Annotated in this window: 3 protein-coding genes; all 3 read right to left on the reverse strand. The window is 63.5% G+C overall.

What is annotated here, in order from left to right; translation table 11 throughout:
* Window positions 1–16: 16 nt before the first annotated feature.
* The 3 genes from D8U69_RS21405 to D8U69_RS21415 all read right to left on the reverse strand — a co-directional run bounded on the left by D8U69_RS21405 (window position 17) and on the right by D8U69_RS21415 (window position 23,849).
* Complete coding sequence (locus D8U69_RS21405; RefSeq protein WP_130908080.1) at window positions 17–973, reverse strand: alpha/beta hydrolase; 957 nt, start codon at window positions 971–973, stop codon at window positions 17–19.
* A 131-nt stretch (window positions 974–1,104) separates the two neighbouring features.
* Complete coding sequence (locus D8U69_RS21410) at window positions 1,105–12,864, reverse strand: non-ribosomal peptide synthetase (protein ID WP_130908081.1); 11,760 nt, start codon at window positions 12,862–12,864, stop codon at window positions 1,105–1,107.
* A complete protein-coding gene (locus D8U69_RS21415) occupies window positions 12,864–23,849 on the reverse strand; it encodes a non-ribosomal peptide synthetase (protein WP_130908082.1) in 10,986 nt (3,661 codons plus the stop codon). The genes D8U69_RS21410 and D8U69_RS21415 overlap by 1 nt, the downstream gene beginning before the upstream one ends.
* Between the last annotated feature and the right edge of the window lie 167 nt (window positions 23,850–24,016).

Consider the following 24,016-nt stretch of genomic DNA (forward strand, 5'->3'; position numbering starts at 1 on the left):
ACGATCTGGTTTCATCTCACATGCGCGAACGCACCCACCCCGCCACTTCACGGTGAATCCCTTCCACCTCCCCCAACAACCCCGCCATGCGCAGGAAATCATGGGTCATGCCTGGTTGTTCGAGCAAGGTCAGGTCATTGCCGGCAGCGCGCAAACGCTCGGCATAGGCCAGCCCTTCGTCATGCAGCGGATCATGCCCGGCCAGGTACACCAGCGCCGGGGCCACGCCCGACAAGTCTTCAGCCAACAACGGCGAGCAGCGCCAATCCGCCAGGTCTGCCGGAGTGCCGCCGTAGTGGGCGTAGAACCAGTCCAGGGTCGGGGTTTCCAGCAGGTAACCTTCGGCAAAGTCGCGATGCGAAGCGCGGTGAGTGGTGGCGTCGGTGACCGGATACACCAGCAACTGCGCCTTGGGCTTCAACGCCAGTTCTGCGGGGTCGCGCACGGCAATCAACGACAAAACCGTGGCCAGGGTCGCACCGACGCTGTCGCCGGCCAGTGCCACCCGTGATGCATCCAGGCCACGCGCCGCACCTTCGCGAACCAGCCAGTTGCCGGCATCGCAGGCGTCCTGCACCGGGGTCGGAAAACGCCATTCCGGCGCCAACCGGTAATCCACCGTCAACACGGCAAAACCACCCTGCGCCGCCAGCCGACGGCACAACGCATCGTGGGAATCGAGGCTGCCGACCACATAACCACCACCGTGGAAATACAACATCACCGGTTGCAGGCCATCGGCCGCTTGCCCGTCGCGATACAGGCGAGCCGCGAGGCTGTAACCATCACGCGCGGCGATGCTGAAGTTTTCGCAAGCAATGTGCGCCAGCGGCACATCGAGAAAGCCCGAGGACGCTTCGAAGTCGATCCGCGCCTGTTGCGGCGTCTGTTCGTGCATCGGACGATTTTTACCGGTCAGACGGCCGAACTCGGCGAGTTCGAGGAATGCTTCAAGTTCTGGCAGTACGGCCATGGGACGAATCCTTTTACACAATAAAGGGAACCTGTGGCGAGGGAGCTTGCTCCCGCTGGGCTGCGAAGCGGCCCCAAGCATGGGCCTGCTGCGCAGTCCAGCGGGAGCAAGCTCCCTCGCCACTAACGTTTTCAAGCAATAGCTGTCCGGCGCTCCAACAGTTGTTCAAGCTCATTGAGCAACTCATCACCACGCAACAACTCGTAATGCCCGCCCGCCAACAAGCGATCCACGCCGTGATGACCGACTTGCGCTTCGAACACCCGGCGCTCGTCATCACGCCCGGCCACCCACCAGCGATGCGCCGCCACCTGCACCGATGGCAATCGTCGTTGCGCCAGCGCCAGATGTTTGAGCGATGAGCCGGTGGCGAAGATCTGCGTCAGCTCGCTCGCGCCCAACGCCGCGTTTTCGTTGGCACCGTGCATTGCCGCTTCAATCACCGCTGCGGCGCCTTCCCGTTCACTCAGGCCAGCGGCTTTCAAATCAATCAATGCTTCTGCGTCTTCAGACGGTTGACCGAGGACGAACTTCAGGAAGTCCGCCAAATCTTCGCGCCAGTCCCCCGCTTCCGCGGTGCCCGCCACGTAGCTGTCGACCAGTCCGGCAAACGCCACTGTTTGCCCTTGGTCTTCCAGTTCCCGAGCGACCAGTTGCGTCAACGCGCCCCCCAACGACCAGCCCAACAGGTAATACGGACCGTGCGGCTGTTGTGCACGAAGCCGTTGGGCGTAGGCCTGGGCCATCGCCAGCAGCGATTCGTCCTGCCACTGCGGATCAAGCAACATGCGGCATTGCAGGCCATATACCGTGCGCCGACCGTCCAGACGCCGGGCCAGCGGTTCGTAGTCGAACACCGTGCCGAAACCGGCGTGCAGGCAGAACAGCGCCGGCACATTGGCGACCCGGCTATTGAGCGCCAACAACGGGTCCGGTGCTTTCGCGGGCTCGGCTGCCTGATAGCCACTGAGCTCGGCGATGCACGGTTTCTGCATCAAGTCGCGCAGTTTCAACTCAAAGCCCAGCTGCGGCTGGCTGCGCACCCGTGAGATGACTTTGAGCACCTGCAACGAGTCGCCACCGAGTTCGAAGAAGTTGTCGTCGATGCCCACTTGCGGCACGCCGAGTACGTCTTGCCAGATCGCGGTCAACGCCTGTTCCAGCGCATTGCGCGGCGCGCGATAGCCGCCCAGCGCCCATTCCGGCTCGGGCAGTGCGCGGCGGTCGAGCTTGCCGTTGGCCGACAGCGGGAAACGCTCCAGCACGAGGATTCGCGCCGGCACCATGTAGTCCGGCATTTGCGCTTGCAGCTCGGCTTTCAAGCGACGGTCCAGCCCGACCGCAGCGCCAGCCACCACATACCCGACCAACTGCTTGCCGGTCGGCGTGTCGTGCACCACCACGGCGGCATCCTGCACGCCCACGCAATCGCGCAAGCGCGCTTCGATTTCGCCCGGTTCGATGCGGAAACCACGAATCTTCACTTGCTGGTCGAGTCGGCCGAGGTAGTCGATCAAGCCGCATTCACGCTGGCGCACCAGATCACCGGTGCGGTACATGCGGCCACCGGCCTCGAACGGATCGGGTATGAAACGCTCGGCGCTCATCCCCGGCCGCTGGTGATAACCCCGCGCCAGGCATTCGCCGCCCAGGTACAACTCACCACTGACACCCACCGGCAACGGATTGAGATCGGCATCGAGTATGTACAAGCCGCGCCCCGCGACGCCACGCCCAATCGGCGCATAGGCGGCATCGCAACGCTCGCTGGCCTCGGCACGCCACAGCAGCGGCGTGACCACGGTTTCAGTCGGACCGTAACCGTTGACCAGACGCTTCGGCCGCAAGGCACGCTTGACCTGTTCGAAACTCGCGTCCGGCACCGCATCGCCACCAAAGCAATACACCTCGACCGCCGGGGGATTGCCCAGACGCTCGGCCACTTCGGCCATCTGTTGCAGGTACGCAGGCGGGAAGCAGGCGACGGTGACGCTGTGCCGATGCAACACTTCCAGGGTTTGCTCCGGCGTCCACACGTTGTCCTCGCGAATCACCAGGCTGCCACCGGCCAGCATTACGCTCAGCCAACGCTCCTGGGCCCCGTCGAAGGCGAACGACATGAAGTGCAATTCACGGCTGCGGGTTGCCAGTTCGTAGAGATCGATGATGCCGCGGCAATGCCGGGCAATCGGCCCTCGCGCCACGGCCACGCCTTTGGGTTGGCCGGTAGACCCCGAGGTGTAGATCAGGTACGCCAGGTGGCCGGGCAGCGGCTCGACAACCGGGCACTCGCTGCTGCCGGCAACGTTCAGTTGATCGAGCAACAAACGTGGCGGGCTGTCGGCCAACGTCAGGCGTTCACCGATGTCGCTGTCGCAAATCAACAGGTTCGCCGCTGAATCGCTGAGCATGTACGCCAGCCGTTCGGCCGGGTACGCGAGGTCCAGCGGCAGATACGCAGCGCCCGCCTTGAGCACCGCGAGGAACGCGACAAGGGTCCGTTCGGAACGCGGCAGCGCCACGGCCACCAGGTTTTCCGCGCCGATGCCGCGTGCGATCAGTTGCTGAGCCAGACCGTTGGCCTGTGCATCGAGATCGGCATAGCTGAGCTCCCGGTCCTCGCAGAACAACGCAATTTTCTGCGGCTGATGACGGACATGCTGATTGAACGCGTGCAATAGATCAGTGTTGTCGGCAGACGCTTGCGGCAGACTCAAACGCGCTTCGGGCAAGCCGATGTTGCCGAGCAGGCAGTCGGCATCCTCAGGCAATGCACGCAGCAAGCCTTCCAGTTGGGCACGAATGCGCTCGACTTCCTGTTCGCTGAAGCGATCACGCAGGTACAGGTATTCGACTTCCAGGCCTTCCTCGTTGGCGCTGACCATCAAGTCCATCGGGAAGTTGGTGACGCCGCCGCTGCCGACTTCGGCGAAGCGCAACTCGCCTTCCTCGCCACCGCGCAAGGCACGGTCCACCGGATGGTTTTCAAAGACGATGATGCTGTCGAACAGCCCCTGGCCACCCTGCCCGGCCCAGCGCTGGACGTCGGACAACGGCGTGTGTTCGTAGTCGCGCACTGCCAGGTTGTAATCCTGCAACTCGCGCAGCCACTCACCGAGCGGCTGTTGCGGGTCGAGGGTCTGGATCACCGGCAAGGTATTGATGAACAGGCCAAGCATGTCCTGGGCACCGGGCAAAGCGGTTGGACGCCCCGCCACCGTGGCGCCGAATGCCACGCTGCGCTGGCCGCTATGGCGCTGCAACAGCAACAGCCAGGCGCCTTGCACCAGGGTGTTGAGGGTCACGCGCTGGCGCTTGGCGAAGCTGTGCAACCTGCGCGTCGCCTCGGCATTGAGGTCGCTGTACATCACGCCATGGCCGCAACCGCTGGCACCGGAGGCCTTGGCCAGAATGGTCGGTGCTTCCAGCAAGGCCAGACGCTCACGCCAGAAAGCTTCGGCCTGGGCATCATCCTGGCGTTGCAGCCAGGCAATGTAGTCGGCGTAGCGACCGGTCAGCGCCGGCAGGCTGTCGTGGTGGTACAGGCGCAGCATTTCGCCGAGCAGACGCGAAGCACTCCAGCCGTCCAGCAGCAGGTGATGGTAGATCCAGATCATCTGGTAACGCGCTTCACCGAGGCGAACCAGAATGAAGCGCATCAGCGGTGGGCAGCTCAGGTCGAAGCCCTTGGCCTGCTCGGAAGCCGCCAGTTCACTCAGCGCCAGCTCGGTGTCGCTACGCTCGCGCCAGTCAAGTTCTTCGATCGGCAACTCGACCTCGGCGAACACCGCTTGCAGCGGATCGGCCAGCCCATCGCGCCAGCGGAACGCCGCGCGCAGTACTTCGTGACGCTCGACCAGCGCTTGCCACGCCGCACGGAAACGCGGCACCTGCAAGCCGTCGACCGCCACGCTCAATTGGTTGACGTAGGGGTTGAGCTCCGGCGAATCGAGGCAATGGAACAGCATGCCCTGCTGCATCGGTGACAGTGGATACAGGTCTTGCAGCCCTGTACGAGCCGCTGCATCAATCTGCGGAACAAGGGCAAACGCCTCGACGGTCGGCGTGTCGACCAACGTAGCTTCACGACGGGTCGCCACGGCGGCGAGTGCACGGATGGTCTGTTGCTCAAACAACTGCTTCGGACTGAACACCAGCCCGCGCTGTCCGGCACGGCTCACCGCTTGCAGGGAAATGATCGAGTCACCACCCAGTTCGAAGAAATTCTCGGTGACGCCCAGCGAATCCACGCCCAGCAGCGCCTGCCAGATTTCTACCAGCAGCGCCTCGGCGGGCGATGCCGCTGCCACTTGATCGAGGCTCTGGCGCGAGGCTTGCGGCGCTGGCAAACCCTGACGATCGAGCTTGCCGTTCGGCGTCAGCGGCAGTGCCGCCAGGCACATCAGGTGCGCCGGCAACATGTGCGCCGGCAAGCGACTGCGCAGGTGCGCCGTCAGTGCCTCACGCAGGTCTTGTTCATCTGCCAACGGATCACGCGGCACCACGTAACCGACCAACTGGCGGCTGGTCGGGCCATCGCGGTCGATGACCAAGGCTTCACGCACGCCTTCGTGTTCCATCAGGCAGGCTTCGATTTCGCCGAGTTCGATACGGAACCCGCGAATCTTCACCTGCTGGTCGATGCGACCGAGGTATTCCACCACCCCGTCTGCGCGGAATCGTGCGAGGTCGCCGCTGCGATACAGACGCGCGCCCGGCACGAAAGGATCCGGCACGAAACGTTCGGCGGTCAGGTCCGGGCGCTGGTGATAACCCCGCGCCACGCCCTCGCCGCCCAGGTACAACTCGCCCGCCACGCCCACCGGCAGCGGCTGCAAGCCACCGTCCAGAATATAGGCACTGCGGTTGCCAACGGGCCGGCCGATCGGCATGAACGCCGAGTCGAATTCGGTATCCGGATAGGCCAGCCAGATCAGTGGGGTGATCACCGTTTCGGTCGGGCCATAGCCATTGATCAGACGTTTGGGTTGCAGCACTTGCTGGACTTCATCGAAGGCATGCTTGGCCATGCCTTCACCGCACGGTGTGTAAGAGCGGATCGGCAAATCGCGCCCGGCTTCGCCCATGTAGTCAGCGATCTGCGCCAGGTAGCTCGGTGTGAAGCAGGCGATGGTGATGCGGTGTTTTTCGATCTCGGCGCAGGTGCGCTCCACGCTCCACAACTCGTCGTCGCGCGGCATCACCGCCGAACCGAACACCAGCGGGGTCAGCCAGCGTTCGTGGGCACCGTCGAAGCTGATCGAGGCAAATTGCAGCTCGCGGTCGTCCGGGGTCATGCCGTACAACTCGCCGATGGACAGGCAATGCATGGCCAGCGGACCGTGGGCCACGCTCACACCTTTCGGCCGCCCGGTGGAACCCGAGGTGTAGATCAGGTAGGCGAGGTTTTCACCGCAAGTCAGGTTGACCGGGTTGCTGTCGGCCATGGACTCCAGCGGCTCGCGGTCGATTTCCACTACCGCCAGGCCTTCGGGCAATGGCAGTTTTTCCCGCAGCGAGGATTGGCTGATCAGCAGCGAGATCCCACTGTCATCCATCAGGTAGCGCAGGCGTTCCGCCGGATACGCCGGGTCGAGCGGCACATATGCGCCGCCCGCCTTGAGGATCGCCAGCAGACCGACGATCATGTCCGGCGAACGCTGCATCGCCAGGCCGACCCGCACTTCGGGGCCAATACCGCGCCCGCGCAAATGGTGGGCCAAGCGGTTGGCGCGGCGGTTGAGTTGGTCGAAGCTCAGTTGCACATCGTTGAAAATCAGCGCCGTGGCGTCAGGCCGGGCAACGGCCTGGGCCTCGATCAACTGATGCACGCACAGCGGGTTTTGCGCGGCCTTGAACGGCGGGTTCCATTCCAGCAATTGCTGGGTGCGTTCGGGTACGGTCAGCAGGTCCAGTTCACTCAACGCTGCCTGAGGCGTGGCAACCATTGCCGCCAACAACGCGGCCAGGTGCTCGCTCATGCGCACAATCGCCGTGCTGCTGAAGTGGCTGCACTGGTAGCTCCAGTGCAGGCTCAGCTGACTTTCGGCGGTGGCCGCCAGGGTCAGCGGGAAATTGGTGCGTTCATGGTTCTGCGGAATCGAGAAGCTCAACCCGGCCGGCGCGCCCTGTTGCAGCGCCTCGGCCACCGGGAAGTTTTCGAACACCAGCAGGCTGTCGAACAGCGGCTCACCGGCACGCCCGGCCCAGCGCTGGATATCTCCGAGGGCGGTGAATTCGTGCTCGCGCAGTTCGAGGTTCTGCGCCTGCAAACGGTTCAGCCATTGCTCGACACTTTCCACCGCGTCGGGGCTGCTGATCACAGGCAAGGTGTTGATGAACAACCCGAGCTGGCTTTCGGCCCCCGGCAAATCCACCGGACGCCCCGCCACAGTGGCGCCGAACGCCACGCTGCGTTGCCCGCTATAGCGTTGCAACAACAGCGCCCACGCGCCTTGCACCAAGGTGTTGAGGGTGACTTTCTGTTGGCGGGCAAAGTCGCTGAAACGTTGGCTGGTGGCGACATCGAAGGTCTGGCGATGGTCGGCAAACTCCGCTGGCGACGGCTGTTTGTCAACGCCATGTGCAAGGCTCTGAGATAACAGCGTCGGGTTGTCCAGGCTCGCCAGTTGCCCGCGCCAAAAGGCCTCGTCTGCCTCGGCATCCTGACGTTGCAGCCAGCCGATGTAGTCGGCGAATCGTCCGATTGGCGCGGGCACTTCCTGTCCGGCGTAACGCTGCAACACTTCACTCAGCAACAACGAATTGCTCCAGCCGTCGAGCAACAGGTGATGGTGGGTGTAGATCAGTTGCTGACGCTCGTCATCCAGGCGCACCAGCGTCAAACGCATCAACGGCGCTTGAGTTGAATCCAGTTGCAGGCGTTCGCTGTCGATCAGTTGCGCCAGTGCTTCGGCCTGATCGTCGCGATCACGCCAGTCAAGGCAGGTCATCGGCAACTCAAGATGACGATGGACCAGCTGCACTGGCGCTTCGAAACCCTGTGGGAAGTGAAAGCTGCTGCGCAGGATCGCATGACTGTCTAGCACCGCTTGCCACGCCCGGCCCAATCGTTGCGCATCAAGGCCGCGTACCTCGACGCTGAGCTGGTTGACATAGGCGCCGGACGCCGACTCAAAGAGGCTGTGGAACAGCAAACCGGCCTGCATCGGCGACAGCGGATACACGTCTTCGATATGCGCCGGCGGCACCGGCAATTCATCAAGTTGCGCCTGGCTCAGCCGCGCCAGCGGGAAGTCCGCCGGGGTCACGCCGCCCGCGCCGTCGCTCAGGCAATGGTCGATCAGCGCCAACAGCTCAGCACGAAAATCGATCGCCAGAGCTTCAATGTCGCGCAGGTCGAAGCATTCACGGCTGAAGGTCCAATCGAGTTTCAATTCGCCGCCGTAGACCTGGCCGTCCACCGACAGCCAGTTCGGCAACGGCGCATCCGCCGATTGCGCGGCACCGCTGGACTCCTTGGCTGGGGAGAACAAGGCGTCCTCGGCAAAGCTCTGGTCGAACTGGCCGAGATAGTTGAACGTCACCCGCGCCTGGGGCAGCGCGGCCAATGCCGATTGCGCCGCAGCATCGCCCATGTAGCGCAGCAGGCCGTAGCCCAGGCCTTTGCCTGGAACTTCGCGCAGTTGCTGTTTGATCGCCTTGATCGAAGCGCCGAGCTCGGCGGTCGGCGTCAGGCGCACCGGGAACAGGCTGGAGAACCAGCCGACGGTGCGGGTCAGGTCGATGTCGTCGAACAGTTCTTCGCGGCCATGGCCTTCGAGCTGGATCAGCGCCGATGCGTGGCCGGTCCAACGGCTGAGGGTGCGGGCCAGTGCGGTGAGCAGCAGGTCGTTGACTTGGGTGCGGTAGGCCGCCGGTGCCTGTTGCAGCAATTGGCGAGTCTGATCGCGGTCCAGGCCGATGCTCACGCCCTGGCGCAGATGCCCGGCCTGACTCGCTTGCGGGTTGGCTGCCGGCAGCGAATCGCTGGCCCCGGCCAGTTGCGCCTGCCACCAGTGCAGTTCGGCGGCGGTTTCAGAGCGTGCGTAAGCGCCGAGCTTGTCGGCCCAGGCCTGGAACGCGCTGGTCTTCGGCGGCAGTTCTTCACCTTGATAAGCAGCCTGCAAATCTTCCAGCAACACCCGCCACGAAACCCCGTCCACCGCCAGGTGATGGATCACCAGCAGCAACCGTTGCGATCCGTCGGCGTGGGCGATCAGCGCCACTCGCAGCAGCGGCCCGTCCTGCAGGCTGAGGCTGCGCTGGGCTTCGTCGCACACCGATTCGAGCGAGGCATCGCTGGCGACGCGGGCGGTCCAGAGCATGTCGATGACGTCGGTACTGTCGGCGCCGACATAGCGCGCCGACCATTGACCGTCGACCTGGCTGAATCGCAAACGCAAGGCATCGTGTTGCTTGAGCACACGTTGCAGGGCGCCTTGCAGGCGCGGCAACTCAAGGGTTTCGCGCGGTGTCAGCAACACCGCCTGGTTCCAGTGTGCGCGGTGCGGGATCGGCTCTTCGAAGAACCAGCGCTGGATCGGCGTGAGTGTTTGTACGCCGTCCACCGGCCCCTGTTGTGCCAGCGGCGCGGCTTGCTCCTTGACCACGGCGGCCAAGGCTTGCAGGGTTTGCTGCTGGAACAGGTCGCGCGGTTGCAGGCTCAGGCCGGCGCGGCGAGCACGGCTGACCACCTGGATCGAGATGATCGAGTCGCCGCCCAGCTCAAAGAAGTTGTCCTGACGCCCGACCTGTTCAACGCCCAGCACGTCCTGCCAGATCTGCGCCAGCACCTGCTCATGGGCACTGCGCGGTGCGTCGAATGCGCGCTGGCTGACCTGCGCGGTCGGCGTCGGCAGGCGTTTGCGGTCCAGCTTGCCGTTGGGGCTCAGGGGCATTTGCTCGATGAGCACCGTCTGCGCCGGCACCATGTAATCCGGCAGGCTGCCGAGCAAATGGCTTTTCAGGCTTTCACGCCACACGCCCTGCCCTTCGGCATCGGCGTCGACCAAGGTACGTTCCTGCGGCACGATGTAGGCCACCAGTTGCTTGCCGCTCGGGCCGTCGAGGGCCAGCACCACGGCTTCCTGCACACTGGCATGTTCTTGCAGGCGCGCTTCGATTTCCCCCAGTTCAATGCGCAAGCCACGGATCTTCACTTGATGGTCGATGCGTCCGCAGTAGTCGATGGCGCCGTCGGCGCGGTAACGCGCCAGGTCGCCGGTGCGGTACAAACGCTCGCCGCTGCCGAACGGGTCGACCACAAAACGCTCGGCGGTCAACGCGCCGCGACGGTGGTAACCGCGGGCCAGGCCGACACCGCCGAGGTACAACTCACCCACCGCGCCCAGCGGCAACGGTTGCAGTTCGCTGTCGAGGATACAGGTGCGCAGGTTGGCGATCGGGCGGCCGATCGGCACGCTGTCGCGGCCCTCTTCGACGCAGGTCCAGTGAGTCACGTCGATGGCCACTTCGGTCGGGCCGTACAGGTTGTACAGGTTGGCTCGGGGCAGGCTGCGCAGGGTCTGGCGCTGCAACTCCATCGGCAGCGCTTCACCGCTGCAAATGATCCGGGTCAGCGAGGTGCAGGCCAGCGCTTCATCAGCGCCAATGAACGCCGAGAGCATCGACGGCACGAAGTGCAGCGTGGTGATCGACTGCTCGACGATCAACGCGGCAAGGCGTTGCGGGTCGCGATGCTCACCCGGTGCGGCGATCACCAGCGTGGCGCCTTTCATCAGCGGCCAGAAAAACTCCCACACCGACACGTCGAAACTGAACGGCGTCTTTTGCAGCACGCGGTCCGACGGTTGCAGGTTGTAGGCTTCCTGCATCCATTCGATACGGTTGTGCAACGCCACATGGCGGTTGCCCGCGCCTTTTGGCTTACCGGTGGAACCGGAGGTGTAGATCATGTAGGCGAGGTTTTCCGCCACGGCGATGTTCGGCAGATCGCTGCCCGGCAGATCGCTCAGCCAATCGGCTTCGGCGTGCAGGCACAAGGTGCGCACGTCGTCCGGCGTCGGCAATTGAGACAGCAAATGCTCCTGGGTCAGCAACAGCGAAATACCGCTGTCTTCGATCATGTAGCTCAGGCGATCGCGCGGATACTCCGGGTCCAGCGGCACATAGGCGCCACCGGCCTTGAGAATCGCCAACAGGCCGACGACCATTTCCAGCGAACGCTCGCAAGCGATCCCGACGATCACTTCCGGGCCGACACCTCGCCCGCGCAAGTGATGGGCCAGGCGGTTGGCGCGCAGATTCAGCTGTGCATAACTCAGGGTCTGGCCCTGGAACACCAGCGCCGTCGCTTGAGGATTTTCAAGCACCCGCGCTTCGAAGTGCCGTTGCACGCAGACTTCGCCCGGATAGTCCTGAGCGGTGTCGTTGAGTTCATCGAGGATACGCAGGCGCTCGTCGACATCCAGCAGTGGCAATTCGGCCAGCGGGGTTTGCGGGTTTGCCAGCACGCCGGCCAGCAAGTTGCGCCAATGCCGGGCCAGTGTTTCGATGCGCTCGGCGTCGAACAGGTCGGTGGCGTAGGTCAGGCTGGCGAACAGTTGGTCACCCTGTTCCTGGGTGTCGAGTTGCAGATCGAATTGCGTGGTCTGCGCCGTGGCGTTCAACGCCTCGACCCGCAGCCCCGCCAGCAAACCGCTGACCGCTGCCGGCCGGGCTTGCTGGTGGTTGAACATCACCTGGAACAGCGGGCTGTGGCTGAGGCTGCGCTCGCCTTGCAGCGCCTGCACCAGACGCTCGAACGGCAAGTCCTGGTAATCCTGGGCATCCAGCGAAGTGACGCGGGTCTGCTCCAGTAACTGGCTGAACGGCAGGCGCCCGTCGAGTTCGGCGCGCATCACTTGGGTGTTAACGAAGAAACCGATCAGGCCACGGGTTTCGCTGCGATTACGGTTACCGATCGGCACACCGACGCGCAGGTCGGCTTGACCGCTGTAGCGATAGAGCAAGGCCTGGAAACTGGCCAGCAACAGCATGAACGGCGTCACGCCGCGTTGTTTGGCCAGGGTCAGCAGACCGCTGGCCAAGTCCGCGTCGAGGGCGAAGTCCAGTCGCGCACCGCGCTGGCTCGGCTGGGCCGGGCGTGGGCGATCGGTCGGCAGTTCAAGTAGCGGCTGTTCGCTGCCGAGTTTTTCACGCCACCAGTTCAGTTGCCGTTCCAGCTCCCCCGCTTCCATCCAGCGCCGTTGCCACGCGGCGTAATCCGAATACTGGATCGGCAACCCTTGCAGTTCTGCGTCCAGCCCTTGGCAATGGGCGGCATACAGTCGGGAAAACTCTTCGACCAAGACCCCCATCGACCAGCCATCGGTGACGATGTGGTGCAAGGTCAGCACCAGCACATGATCCTCGGCATCCAGTTGCAGCAGGCTGACACGCAACAACGGTCCGAGCTGCAAATCGAATGGGCGGGCGATCTCCTGCTCGACTTTTTTCATTGCACATTCGAAGCGTTGCGCCGCAGGTTCATCGCGCAAATCGTGCTGCTCGATGGCCAATGAAGTGAACGTCGCCAAGGATTGCAGCACCTGGCCGTCATCCTCGACAAAACGGCTGCGCAGGCTTTGGTGCCGTTCCAGCAACCGGTCAAAACTCTGTTGCAGGGCCTCTACATTCAACGGTCCATGCAGACGCAGGGCCGCGGGAATGTTGTAGGCCGAACCCTGTGGATCGAGCTGCCAGAGGAACCATTGGCGCTGCTGCGCGTAGGACAGTTCAAAGTGCGCTGGCGGCTCGACGGCGGCTGGAATCGGCAGTTGACCGAAGCTCACACCCTGCTCTTGCATCTTGCTCAAAAACTCGCGGCGCTTGTCGGCAGGCAGGCCGGCGAAGCGGGTGGCGATACGCATGGCGGTGCTGTGTTCCATCAGTTGATCTCCATCTCGTCGAGAAGCGACTCAAGCGCATCCAGACGTGCATCGTTGTCAGTCGGGGCTTGTTGCGAGGCCATGGCGGCGTAAGCCTGAAGGTCGTGGCTTTCGAACAGCGCGCGCAACGGCAGCTCGATGCCCAATTCCAGTTCCACGCGGGCATTGGCCTGGGCGGCGAGCAGCGAGTGCCCGCCCAATTCAAAGAAGTTGTCGCGCCGCCCGATCTGCGCCACGCCCAGCACGTCGGCCCAGATCGCCGCCAGTTGCTGTTCGAGTTGGCCCTCTGGGGCTTCGAACGGTCGCTGCCAGTCTTCGGCAAACGGCAGCGGCAAAGCCTTGCGGTCGAGCTTGCCGTTGCTGGTCAGCGGCAAGTCATCGAGCAGCAGCCAGTGGCTTGGCACCATGTAGTCCGGCAGGTCGACCTTGAGCGCGGCGCGCAGGTTGTCACGCCAGGCAATCGGGTCATGCGGGGTTTGCTCGGCGACGACATAGGCGCAGAGCTGCGGCCCGGCGTCAGCGGTGTACACGCTCAACACCGCCTGGCGAACGCCGGGTTGCGCCAGCAGCGCGGCTTCGATCTCGCCCAGTTCGATGCGGAAACCGCGGATCTTCACTTGCTGGTCGATGCGCCCGAGGTAATCGATGCTGCCGTCGGCACGTTGGCGCGCCAGGTCGCCACTGCGATAGAGCCGTTGCGAAGCGTCGAACGGGCTCGGTACAAAGCGTTCGGCGGTGAGGCCGAAACGTCCGTGATAACCCCGCGCCAGACCGGCGCCAGCGATGTACAGCTCGCCTGCCACCCCCACCGGCACCGGTTGTAACTGGCTGTCGAGCAAGTACCAGCGCAGGTCGCGGATCGGCAGGCCGATCGGGCTCTGCGCCTTGCCGTCGAGGTCGGCCCGGCGAATGGCGCGGTAGGTCACGTGCACCGTGGTTTCGGTGATGCCATACATGTTCACCAGCGTTGGCTGTTGATCGCCGAAGCGTTCGAACCACGGGCGCAAGCTCGCCACTTCCAGTGCTTCACCGCCGAAGATCACCTGACGCAGCGCCAGACCGCGTGCGCTGGCGCAGGCAATCGGCAGCAACTGGCGGAACGCGGTCGGGGTCTGGTTCAACACCGTCACCCCTTGATCGCAGAGCAAGCGGTGGAATGCCTGCGGCTCACGGCTGATGTAGTACGGCACGATGATCAGGCGCCCGCCGGTGCACAGCGAACCGAACAGCTCCCACACAGAGAAATCGAACGCGTAGGAATGGAACAAGGTCCACACATCGTCCGGACCGAAGTTGAACTGTTCGGCGGTGGCCGTCAGCAAGCGCCCGACGTTGCCGTGGCTGAGCAAAGCGCCTTTCGGGCGACCGGTGGAACCGGAGGTGTAGATCACGTAGGCAAGATTGTCCGCCGTCGCCAGCGGCGCCAGGTTGTCGGCGCTGTAAGCGTCCAGTTGCATCGCGCCCAGGTCGAGCACCTGCACGCCATCACGTGCCGGCAAACCGTCGATCAAGTGAGACTGGGTCAACAGCAGCGCAATGCCGCTGTCGTCGATCATGTAGCTCAAGCGCTCGGCGGGGTATTGCGGATCGAGCGGCACATAGGCGCCACCGGCCTTGAGAATCGCCAGCAGACCGACCACCAGCGGCAGCGCCCGCTCGGTGGAGATGCCCACGCGCACTTCCGGCCCGACACCCTGCTCGCGCAGCTTGCGCGCCAGGCGGTTGGCCTGGGCGTTGAGCGCGGCGTAGGTCAGGTGTTCGCCCTCAAAAACCAATGCAATCGCGTCCGGCCGTTGCGCGGCTTGCGCTTCGAACAACTGATGCAAGGTCGGCGATGGCGCTTGCAGCTGGAACGCCGGGTTCCAGTGCTCGATCAAAGCGTCGTAATGCGAGGCTTGCAGCAACGGCAGTTCGGCGACGCGCTGCTGCGGATCGGCCACCACCGCACGCAGCAGGTTCAGCCATTGCTCGGCGAAGCGCTGCATCGAGGCTTCGTCGTACAGATCGCTGGCATAGGTCAGGCTGGCGTCCAGTGTGTCGCCTTGTTCCTGGGTATCGAGCACCAGATCGAATTGTGCGGTGTGCTGTTGCCAGTGCAAGCGCTCGACCTGCAAACCGCCGACCACCCGCTCGACGCTCGCGCCCATCTGCTGCTGGTGGTTGTAGAGCACCTGAAACAATGGGCTGTGATTGAGGCTGCGGTCAGGCTGCATGGCATCGACCAATTGCTCGAACGGCAAGTCCTGATGAGCCTGCGCCATCAGTGCCGTTTGTTTGACCTGTTGCAACAAGACGCTGAACGGCTGTTGCCCGTCGATCTCGGCACGCAGCACCTGGGTGTTGATGAAGAAGCCAATCAGGCCTTCGGTTTCGATCCGCGAACGACCGGCGCTCGGCACGCCGACGCTGATACCCGACTGCCCGCTGTGGCGGTGCAGCAAGGTCTGCAAGCTCGCCAGCAACAACATGAACAAGGTCACTTGCTGCTCCTGTGCCTGCTCACGCAAACCAGCCAGCAGTTGCCGATCGACGTTGAGCATCAGGCTGGCACCGCGCCCGCTGCGACGGGCCGGACGGCTCAGTTCGCTCGGCAGTTCCAGCGGTGCCTGACTGCCGTCCAGTTGCTCGCGCCACCACGCCAGTTGCCGAGCGCCCTCGCCCGCTTCCAGCCAGTCGCGCTGCCAGCGGGCATAGTCGCTGTAAGCCACCGGCAAGCTGTTGAGGTCAGGCGCGCAACCCTCGATGGCGGCCTGATACAAAGCACTGAATTCATCGACCATCACCTGCATCGACCAGCCGTCGGCGGCGATGTGGTGCACGGTCAGCACCAGTACATGCTCTTCGGCGCCGACTTGCAGCAGCAACGCTCGCCACAGCGGACCGGTGCGCAGGTCGAACGGCTGGGCAATTTCTTCGGCCAGCGCATCGCTGAGCGCCGACTCAACAACTGGTCGCTCGCTCAACTGCAACGCCAGCTCGGCGTGCACCAACGGGCGGGCCTGCTGACCGTCCTGTTCGAAGGTCGTGCGCAGGGTTTCGTGACGGGCCTGCAAGTGCAGGAAGGCTGCACGCAGTGCGTCGCGGTTCAACGGCCCTTTCAGGCGCAGTGCGGCCGGGATGTTGTAGGCACTGCTGTGCGGGTCCAGTTGCCAGAGAATCCACTGGCGCTGCTGGGCGTAGGACAGAACTCGCGGCTGATCGGCCGCCGCAGGTTGCAGTGGCGGCTGAGCGCTGATTTCGGCAAGCGCCGCACGCTCGGCAAACTCCGAGAGACTCGCAGCGGAAAACAGGCTGCTCACCGACAGTTCGATGTTCAGTTGCTGACGCACCCGCGAAATCACTTGCAGTACCCGCAACGAGTGGCCACCCAACTCGAAGAAGTTGTCGTCGCGGCCCACTTGTTCCACTTGCAGCACATGCTGCCAGATCTGCGCCAGCTGCGATTCCAGCCCTTCCAGCGGTGCGACGAAGGCCCGTTGTGCAGCACTGGCTTCAACCCTTGGCAAGGCCTTGCGGTCGAGTTTGCCATTGTTGTTGAGTGGCAGCTTGTCGAGCAGGAGCAAATGGCTCGGCACCATGTATTCCGGCAGCGACTGGCGCAGAACCGACCTGAGCGCTTGCAGGTATTGTGTCTCGGACGCAACCACGCCACTGGCGACGATGTACGCCACCAGTTGCGTAGCGTCCTGGGCGATGACCGCCGCTTCACGTACCTCGGCTCGAGCTTGCAGGCAAGCTTCGATCTCGCCCATCTCGATGCGCAACCCGCGAATTTTCACCTGATGGTCGATGCGCCCGACGTACTCCAGATCACCCTGGGCGTTATAGCGCGCCAGGTCACCGCTGCGGTACAGCCGCGCCCCCGGTTCACGGGCAAACGGGTCGGGCAGAAAGCGTTCGGCGGTCAGCGCCGGGCGGTCGAAATAACTTTGCGCCAGGCAGGCCGGAGCACCGATGCACAGTTCGCCGACGCCATCGGCCGGCAGCAACTGACCCGCCGAGTCCAGCACATACAGCGCACGACCGGGGATCGCACGACCAATCGGGATACCGAACGCATCGCTGGCATCTTGCAGTTGGCAATCGTGCACACTGGAGACCACGGTCGCTTCAGTCGGACCGTAGGTATTGAGCAACCGCACACGGCTCAGACCGGCCTGATGCCACAGGCGTAAACCCTCCACCGACATGGCTTCGCCGCCGACGTGCACCTGGCGCAAATCACCAAGGTTACGCACCACGCCACTGGCGCATTCGCGGGCCAGCAGGAACCAGTAGGCCGCAGGCAAATCGGCCACGGTGACGCCTTGGGCGACGATTTGCGCGGCCAGCCGGCCGGCGTCCCACAAGTCGTCACCGCGCATGATCAACGCCGCGCCGACGCACAGCGCCGGGTAGCACTGCTCGACGAAACCGTCGAAGCTGAAGGTGGCGAATTGCAGCACGCGGTCGGCGGCCGACAACCGCGAATAATCGGCGGCGGTCTGGCAAAACTCGCGCAGCGCACCGTGGGCAATCGCCACGCCTTTGGGCCGGCCGGTGGAACCGGAGGTGTAGATGATGTAGGCCAGATCCTCGGCAACGACATGGCTTGGTGGATCGTTGGCCGGGTAGCCTGCGGTTTCATCAAGGCTCAACAGGCGCAGATGCACTGGCAGCGGCAAATCGGCCAGCAGGCCGTGTTCGCACAGCAGCACCTCAAGGCGGCTGTCTTCGATCATGTAGCCCAGGCGTTCGGCCGGGTATTTCGGGTCCAGTGGCACATAGGCCGCGCCGCTTTTCAGTACCGCGAGCAAACTGACAATCAACTGTGGACCGCGCCGCAAGGCCAGGCCGATACGTTTGCCGGGGCCGGCGCCGTTGTCGATCAGACGATGAGCCAGGCGGTTGGCCTGGGCATTGAGTTCGCCGTAGCTCAGGTTTTGGTCATCGACCTGCAATGCCAGCGCATCCGGAGCGGCAGCGGCTTGCGCGGCAATTCGCTCGTGCGCCAAAAGCCCTGTGGATAACTCGACCATTGCCGGTTGACTGATGGCGAGCAACGCGTGCTTGCCTGCGATATCGAGCAGTTCCAGCTCTCCCAGTGCCATTTCCGGCGTTGCCACGAATTGCCTCAGCAGGTGCTGCAGATTGGCTGCGAGCTGCGCCACCTGAGCGGCACTGAAACGCGCCGCGTCATAGCTGAAATCGACACTCAACGCTTCGCCCAGCTCGACGCCGAGGGTCAGCGGATAGTGGGTGCGTTCATGGTTATGCAGGTTGCCGAACGACAACCCGGCCGGCGCCCCCTGCTTCAGGGCTTCGGCGACGGGGAAGTTTTCGAACACCAGCAGGCTGTCGAACAACGTCGAACCCTGTTGCCCCGCCCAGCCTTGAATGTCGTACAGCGGCACGTGCTCGAACTCGCGCATCGCCAGGTTCAGGCCTTGCAGTTCACCCAACCACTGGCTGACGCTCTGGTCGGGCTTCATCGAGCACACCAGCGGCAGCGTGTTGATGAACAGCCCCAGTTGCTCTTCGATGCCCGGCAGCGGTGCCGAACGCCCGGCCACCGTGGCACCGAACACCACGCAATCCTGACCGGTGTAGCGTTGCAGCAACAGGCTCCATGCCGCTTGCAACACGGTGTTGAGGGTGACTTTTTGCTGGCGGGCAAACTCGCCCAGGCGCTGGGTGGCGCGGCTGTCGAGGGTCACGCGAAGGTCCTCGCTGCCCTCGACGCCGACGGGTGGGCGCAGGGCTTCGGCCAGCATCGTCGGTGTGTGCAGCGGTGCCAGCGCAGCTTTCCAGAACTGCTCGCCAGCGTCGGCCGCTTGCTGTTGCAACCAGCCGAGGTAATCGCGGTACTGCCCCGTCGGCGCCGGCAGCGATTGCCCGCCTGCGTAAAACTCGATCACTTCGGCAAGCAACTGCGCGTTGCTCCAGCCATCCATCAGGATGTGATGGCTGGTGTAGATCAGATGCCAGGCGTCGGTGCCGGTACACACCAGTTTCAAGCGCAACAGCGGCGCGCTGCCCAGTTCGAAACCTCGCGCCCGTTCGGCATCGGCCAGTGCGTCGGTGTCGGTCGCTTCAAGCACCTCGAGCGGCAGCGTCACCTGCCGGGCAATCGCCTGATGCGCGACGTCGAGCCCCTGCCAATGGAAGCTGCTGCGCAGAATGTCGTGACGTTCGACCGCGGCCTGCCAGGCGCGGCTGAAACGCTCGACGTCCAGGCCACCGATGTCCAAACGCAACTGACTGATGTAGGCGCCGACCTGCGGCTCGTGCAGGGTGTGGAACAACATGCCTTGTTGCATCGGCGACAGCGGATACAAGTCTTCCAGCGTCGAGACGCAGAGCGGCAATCCATCGAGTTGCGCCTGATCGATCTGCGCCAACGGGAAGTCCGACGGCGTGGCCTGCGCCACTTCAAGCGCGCAGCAATGATCGATCAGTGCGTTGAGCTGCAACGTGTACTCGTCAGCCAGACGCTGGATGGTCGCGGTGTCGAACATCTCGCGGCTGAAACCCCAGCTCAGGGACAACTCGCCGCCGTAGACCTGGCCTTCAACCACCAGCCAGTTGCCGAGCGGCGCCGTGGGGTCCTGCGCCACACCGTTGCCTTCAGCGGACGGCGTGAACAATGCGCCTTCATCGAACTGCCGGTCGAACTGCCCGAGATAGTTGAAGGTGATGCGCGGTTGCGGCAACCCCGCCAGTGCATCGCGTACCGGCTTCGAGCCGAGATAACGCAGCGCGCCGTAGCCCAGGCCTTTGTCCGGCACGTTGCGCAATTGCTCCTTGATGGTTTTGATCGACGCGCCGAGATCGGCGCAGGGTTTCAGGTTGACCGGGAACAGGCTGGTGAACCAGCCGACAGTGCGGGTCAGGTCGATCCCATCGAACAGGTCTTCGCGGCCATGACCCTCGAGCTGAATCAACGTGCTGCCCTGCCCGCTCCAGCGGCAAACGGCGCGGGCCAGTGCGGTCAGCAACAGGTCGTTGACCTGGGTGCGGTAAGCCGCCGGCGCCTGTTGCAGCAGCTTGCGGGTTTGCTCGCTGTCGAGTTTGAGTTCGAGCTTTTGCTCGTAGCGGTTTTCCAGCGCAGCGTTCGGGCGCTCGCAGGGCAGGTCGTTCGGCGCATCGTGCAGTTGGCTCTGCCAGTGACCAAGGTTGCGTTCGAAGGCCGGCAGATGCGCCTGCAAACGTGCGACCCAACGCTGATAGCTGCTGGTTTTCGCCTGCGCGGTACCGCCGTTGTAGAAGTGCTGCAAATCTTCCAGCAGCACGCGCCAGGAAACACCGTCCACCGCCAAGTGGTGGATAACCAACAGCAAACGTTCTGAGCCATCGGCCATCGCAACCAGCATTGCCCGCAGCAACGGTCCGTTGTGCAGGTCGAGGCTGCGCTGGGCTTCATCGCACAAGGCGTTGAGCTGACCGACCGATTGCGCCTTGCGCTGCCACAACACCGACTGCGTGGTCGGCGCGGCGTAGGTTTGCAGCCAGGCGTTTTCTGCCTGTGCATAACGCAGCCGCAAGCTGTCGTGTTGAGTCAGCAATTGCTCCAGGGCCCGCTTCAGCACTTCGACATTCAATGCCACCCGCGGTACCAGCAGCAGCGACTGGTTCCAGTGCTGACGCTCGGGGATCTCTTGTTCGAAAAACCATTGCTGCACCGGGGCCAGTGCCACTTCGCCAACCGCCGGACCTTGATCGATCTGCGATGGCCCGCCAGAGCGTGCGGCTTGAGCGAGGCTGCGGATGGTCTGGTGCTGGAACAAGTCCTTGGGGCTGAGCACGATCCCGGCCTGCCGCGCACGGCTGACCACTTGCATCGAAACGATGGAGTCGCCGCCCAGCTCGAAAAAGTTGTCTTCCAGGCCGACGCTGTCGATGGCCAGCACGTCTTGCCAGATGGCGGCGAGGGCTTTTTCCGATTCGCTACGAGGTGCAACGTGTTCGCGTTGTTGCGTAACGCCATCAATCGACGGCAACGCCTTGCGGTCGAGTTTGCCGTTAGGGGTCAGCGGCAGATGTTCGAGGAACAGCAGGAACGCCGGGACCATGTAGTCCGGCAAATGCTGACGCAGCGCCGCTTTCAGCGTCTCGCGCAGGATCGCTTGCGCATCGGCATCGACTATCAGTGCCAAGTCACTCGGCACAATGTACGCCACCAACTGCTGACCGCTGACACCGTCCTGAGCCAACACCGCCAGCTCTCTCACGGCGTCCTGCTGCAACAACCGCGCTTCGATTTCTCCCAGCTCGATACGGAAACCGCGGACCTTGACCTGATGGTCGATGCGGCCCACGTATTGCAGAGTACCGTCGGCCTGATACCGGGTCAGGTCGCCGGTGCGGTACAGGCGTTCGCCAGTGCTGGAAAACGGATTGGGTACGTACTTTTCAGCGGTCATGCCGGGCCGTGCGAGGTAGCCGCGCGTGATCCCGGCACCGCTGAGGTACAGCTCGGCAGACACGCCCTGCGGCACCGGTTGCAGGTCGGCATCGAGCAGATAGCTGGCGGTGTGCTTGAGCGGGCGGCCGATGTTGGCGCGGCCAGCGGCCTCGCGGCGGGTCCAGGTCGAATAAGTGGTGTCTTCCGACGGGCCGTACAGGTCGTAGACATGCTCGACGCTCGCTTGCCGGTACAACGCCTCCACCAGGCTTTGCTTGAGCGGCTCACCGGCCAGGTTGATGATGCGCACGCTCGGCGGGATCTGCCCGTCGCGTTGCAGCGCATTGATCGCCGAAGGCACGGTGTTGATCAACCGCACCTGATCCCGGGCCGGCAGTTGCGGCAGCTCCAGGGCATTGCGGGCGATGATCAGCGAACCGCCGTTGGCCAGGGTGACGAACAACTCCCACACCGACAGATCGAAGCACACCGAGGTCGAGGCCAGCACGCCCTGGATGTCTTCGCGGCTGTAAACCGATGCGGACCAGTCGATCAGCGCCAGCACGTTACGGTGGGCGATGGCCACGCCCTTGGGTTTGCCGGTGGAGCCGGAGGTGTAGATCACGTAGGCCAGGTTGTCCGGCGTGACACGGGTGATCGGGGCATCGCTCGGGTAATCGGCCAGGCCTGTCGCCATGCCATCGAGCATCAGCAATTGGGTTGCGGCCTGCACGTTCAGGGTCTTGGCCACGTCCTGTTCGGTCAACAGCAGCAGCGCGCGGCTGTCTTCCAGCATGTAGGCGACACGCTCGGCCGGGTAATCCGGGTCGAGCGGTACGTAGGCACCGCCAGCCTTGAGTACCGCGAGCAAGGCCACCAGCAGCTGTTCGGAGCGCTGCATTGCCACGCCGACGCGGATTTCCGGGCCGACGCCCAGTTCGATCAGTTTGTGTGCCAGGCGATTGGCTTGCTGGTCGAGTTCGCTGTAGGTCAGGCGTTTGTCCGCAAAGGTCACGGCCAATGCGTCAGGGCTTTCGGACACTTGCTTGCCGATCATCTGATGAATGCACAAATCTTCGGCGAAGCGTTCATCGGCGCGGTTCCAGTCGTGCACGATGCGCTGGTATTCGGCCTGTTCCAGCATCGGCAAATCACTGATGCGTTGCTGTGAATCGCCGACCATGCCTTGCAGCAAGCGCGTCCAGTGCTGCGCCATACGTGCGATGGTCGTGGCGTCAAACAGGTCGTTGGCGTAGGTCAATGCGGCGTGCAGCTTTCCCGCCTTTTCATAGGTATCGAGGGTCAGGTCGAACTGGGTGGTGCGCCCTTGCCACTCGATCATGCCCAGCGCCAAACCGGAGGCGGTAGTGACGCTGCTGATGTCGGCAACCTGCGGCTGGTGGTTGTACATCACCTGGAACAGCGGCGTATGGCTGAGGCTGCGTTCCAGTTTCAAGGCTTCGACCAGTCGCTCGAACGGCAAGTCTTGATGAGCCTGTGCGCCAAGGGCCGTTTCCTTGATGCGATGCAGCAGTTCGTCGACCCGAGTCTGGCCGTCCAGTTGCGTGCGCAGCACCTGGGTGTTGACGAAGAAACCGATCAGGCCTTCGATTTCGCCGAGGTTGCGGTTGGCAATCGGCACACCGACGCGGATGTCGCGCTGGCCTGTGTAGCGGTGCAGGAGCACGTTGAACGCGCCGAGCAGCAGCATGAACAACGTGACGTTGTGCCTCTGTGCAGTGGCGCGCAGTTGCTCGGCGAGGTGCTCGTCGACGGCGAACTCGTAGCGGGTGCCACGATGACTCGGCATTGCCGGGCGCGGATGATCCAGCGGCAGTTCCAGCACCGGGTGTTCGTCGCCCAATTGTGCCTGCCAGTATTCGAGCTGCCGCGCTTGCTCGCCCGCCTCCAGCCAGCGCCGCTGCCACAAGGCGTAGTCGCTGTATTGGATCGGCAATGGCGCCAGTTGCGGTTGCGTACCGGCATCGAAAGCGTCGTAGCAGCGGATGAATTCATCGATCAGCACGTTCATCGACCAGCCATCCGAGACGATGTGGTGCAGGGTCAGCAGCAGGACGTGTTCCTGCTCGGCGAGTTTGAGCAAGGTGACACGCAGCAGCGGCCCCGTGCCCAGGTCGAACGGCAATATCGATTGCCGCTCGGCGGCTTGTGCCACGGCTTGCTCGCGCTCATTGGCCGGCAAGCTGCAGAAATCGACGTGTTCGATCACCAGCGGCGCCGTGGCCGGCACTTGCAGCAGACTGTCGTCGGGCTGCGGCGCAAACACCGTTCGCAGGGTTTCGTGACGTGCCACCAGGCTGGCGAAGGCCTGTTCCAGCGCCGCCAGATTCAGACGACCGCTCAGGCGCACCGCACCGGGCAAGTTATACGCACCGCTTTGCGGGTCCAGTTGCCAGAGAAACCACATGCGTTGCTGGGCGTACGACAGCGCCTGGCGATCCTCGGCGTCGACGCCGGCAGGAATGGGAAAACGGGCGAAATCAACGCCCTCCTTGTGCAAGGCCGCGAGGAACACCTGGCGCTTTTCCAGGGGCAACCCGATAAACCGGCGAGCAAGTTTCAAGGAGTCTTCAGCATTCATTTCTTGGTATCCGGATCAGTGGCGGGAAGCACAAAGGCACGTCGTCCCTATAAAACGAATGCAGACCGGAAAAATTAGCGAATGAGAACAACTATCAGAAGAGAGATAAAACGAGGGCGATAACAGAAAACTGACCAACCCAAAACCGGTAGGAGCAAAGCTTGCTC

The sequence above is a fragment of the Pseudomonas sp. Sample_16 genome (assembly GCF_004307665.1).
Taxonomy (GTDB): Bacteria; Pseudomonadota; Gammaproteobacteria; order Pseudomonadales; family Pseudomonadaceae; genus Aquipseudomonas.

Coding starts and splice junctions, on each gene's coding strand:
- D8U69_RS21415 (WP_130908082.1), bottom strand. CDS start 23,849: ATGAATGCTGAAGACTCCTTGAAACTTGCTCGCCGGTTTATCGGGTTG.
- D8U69_RS21405 (WP_130908080.1), bottom strand. CDS start 973: ATGGCCGTACTGCCAGAACTTGAAGCATTCCTCGAACTCGCCGAGTTC.
- D8U69_RS21410 (WP_130908081.1), bottom strand. CDS start 12,864: ATGGAACACAGCACCGCCATGCGTATCGCCACCCGCTTCGCCGGCCTG.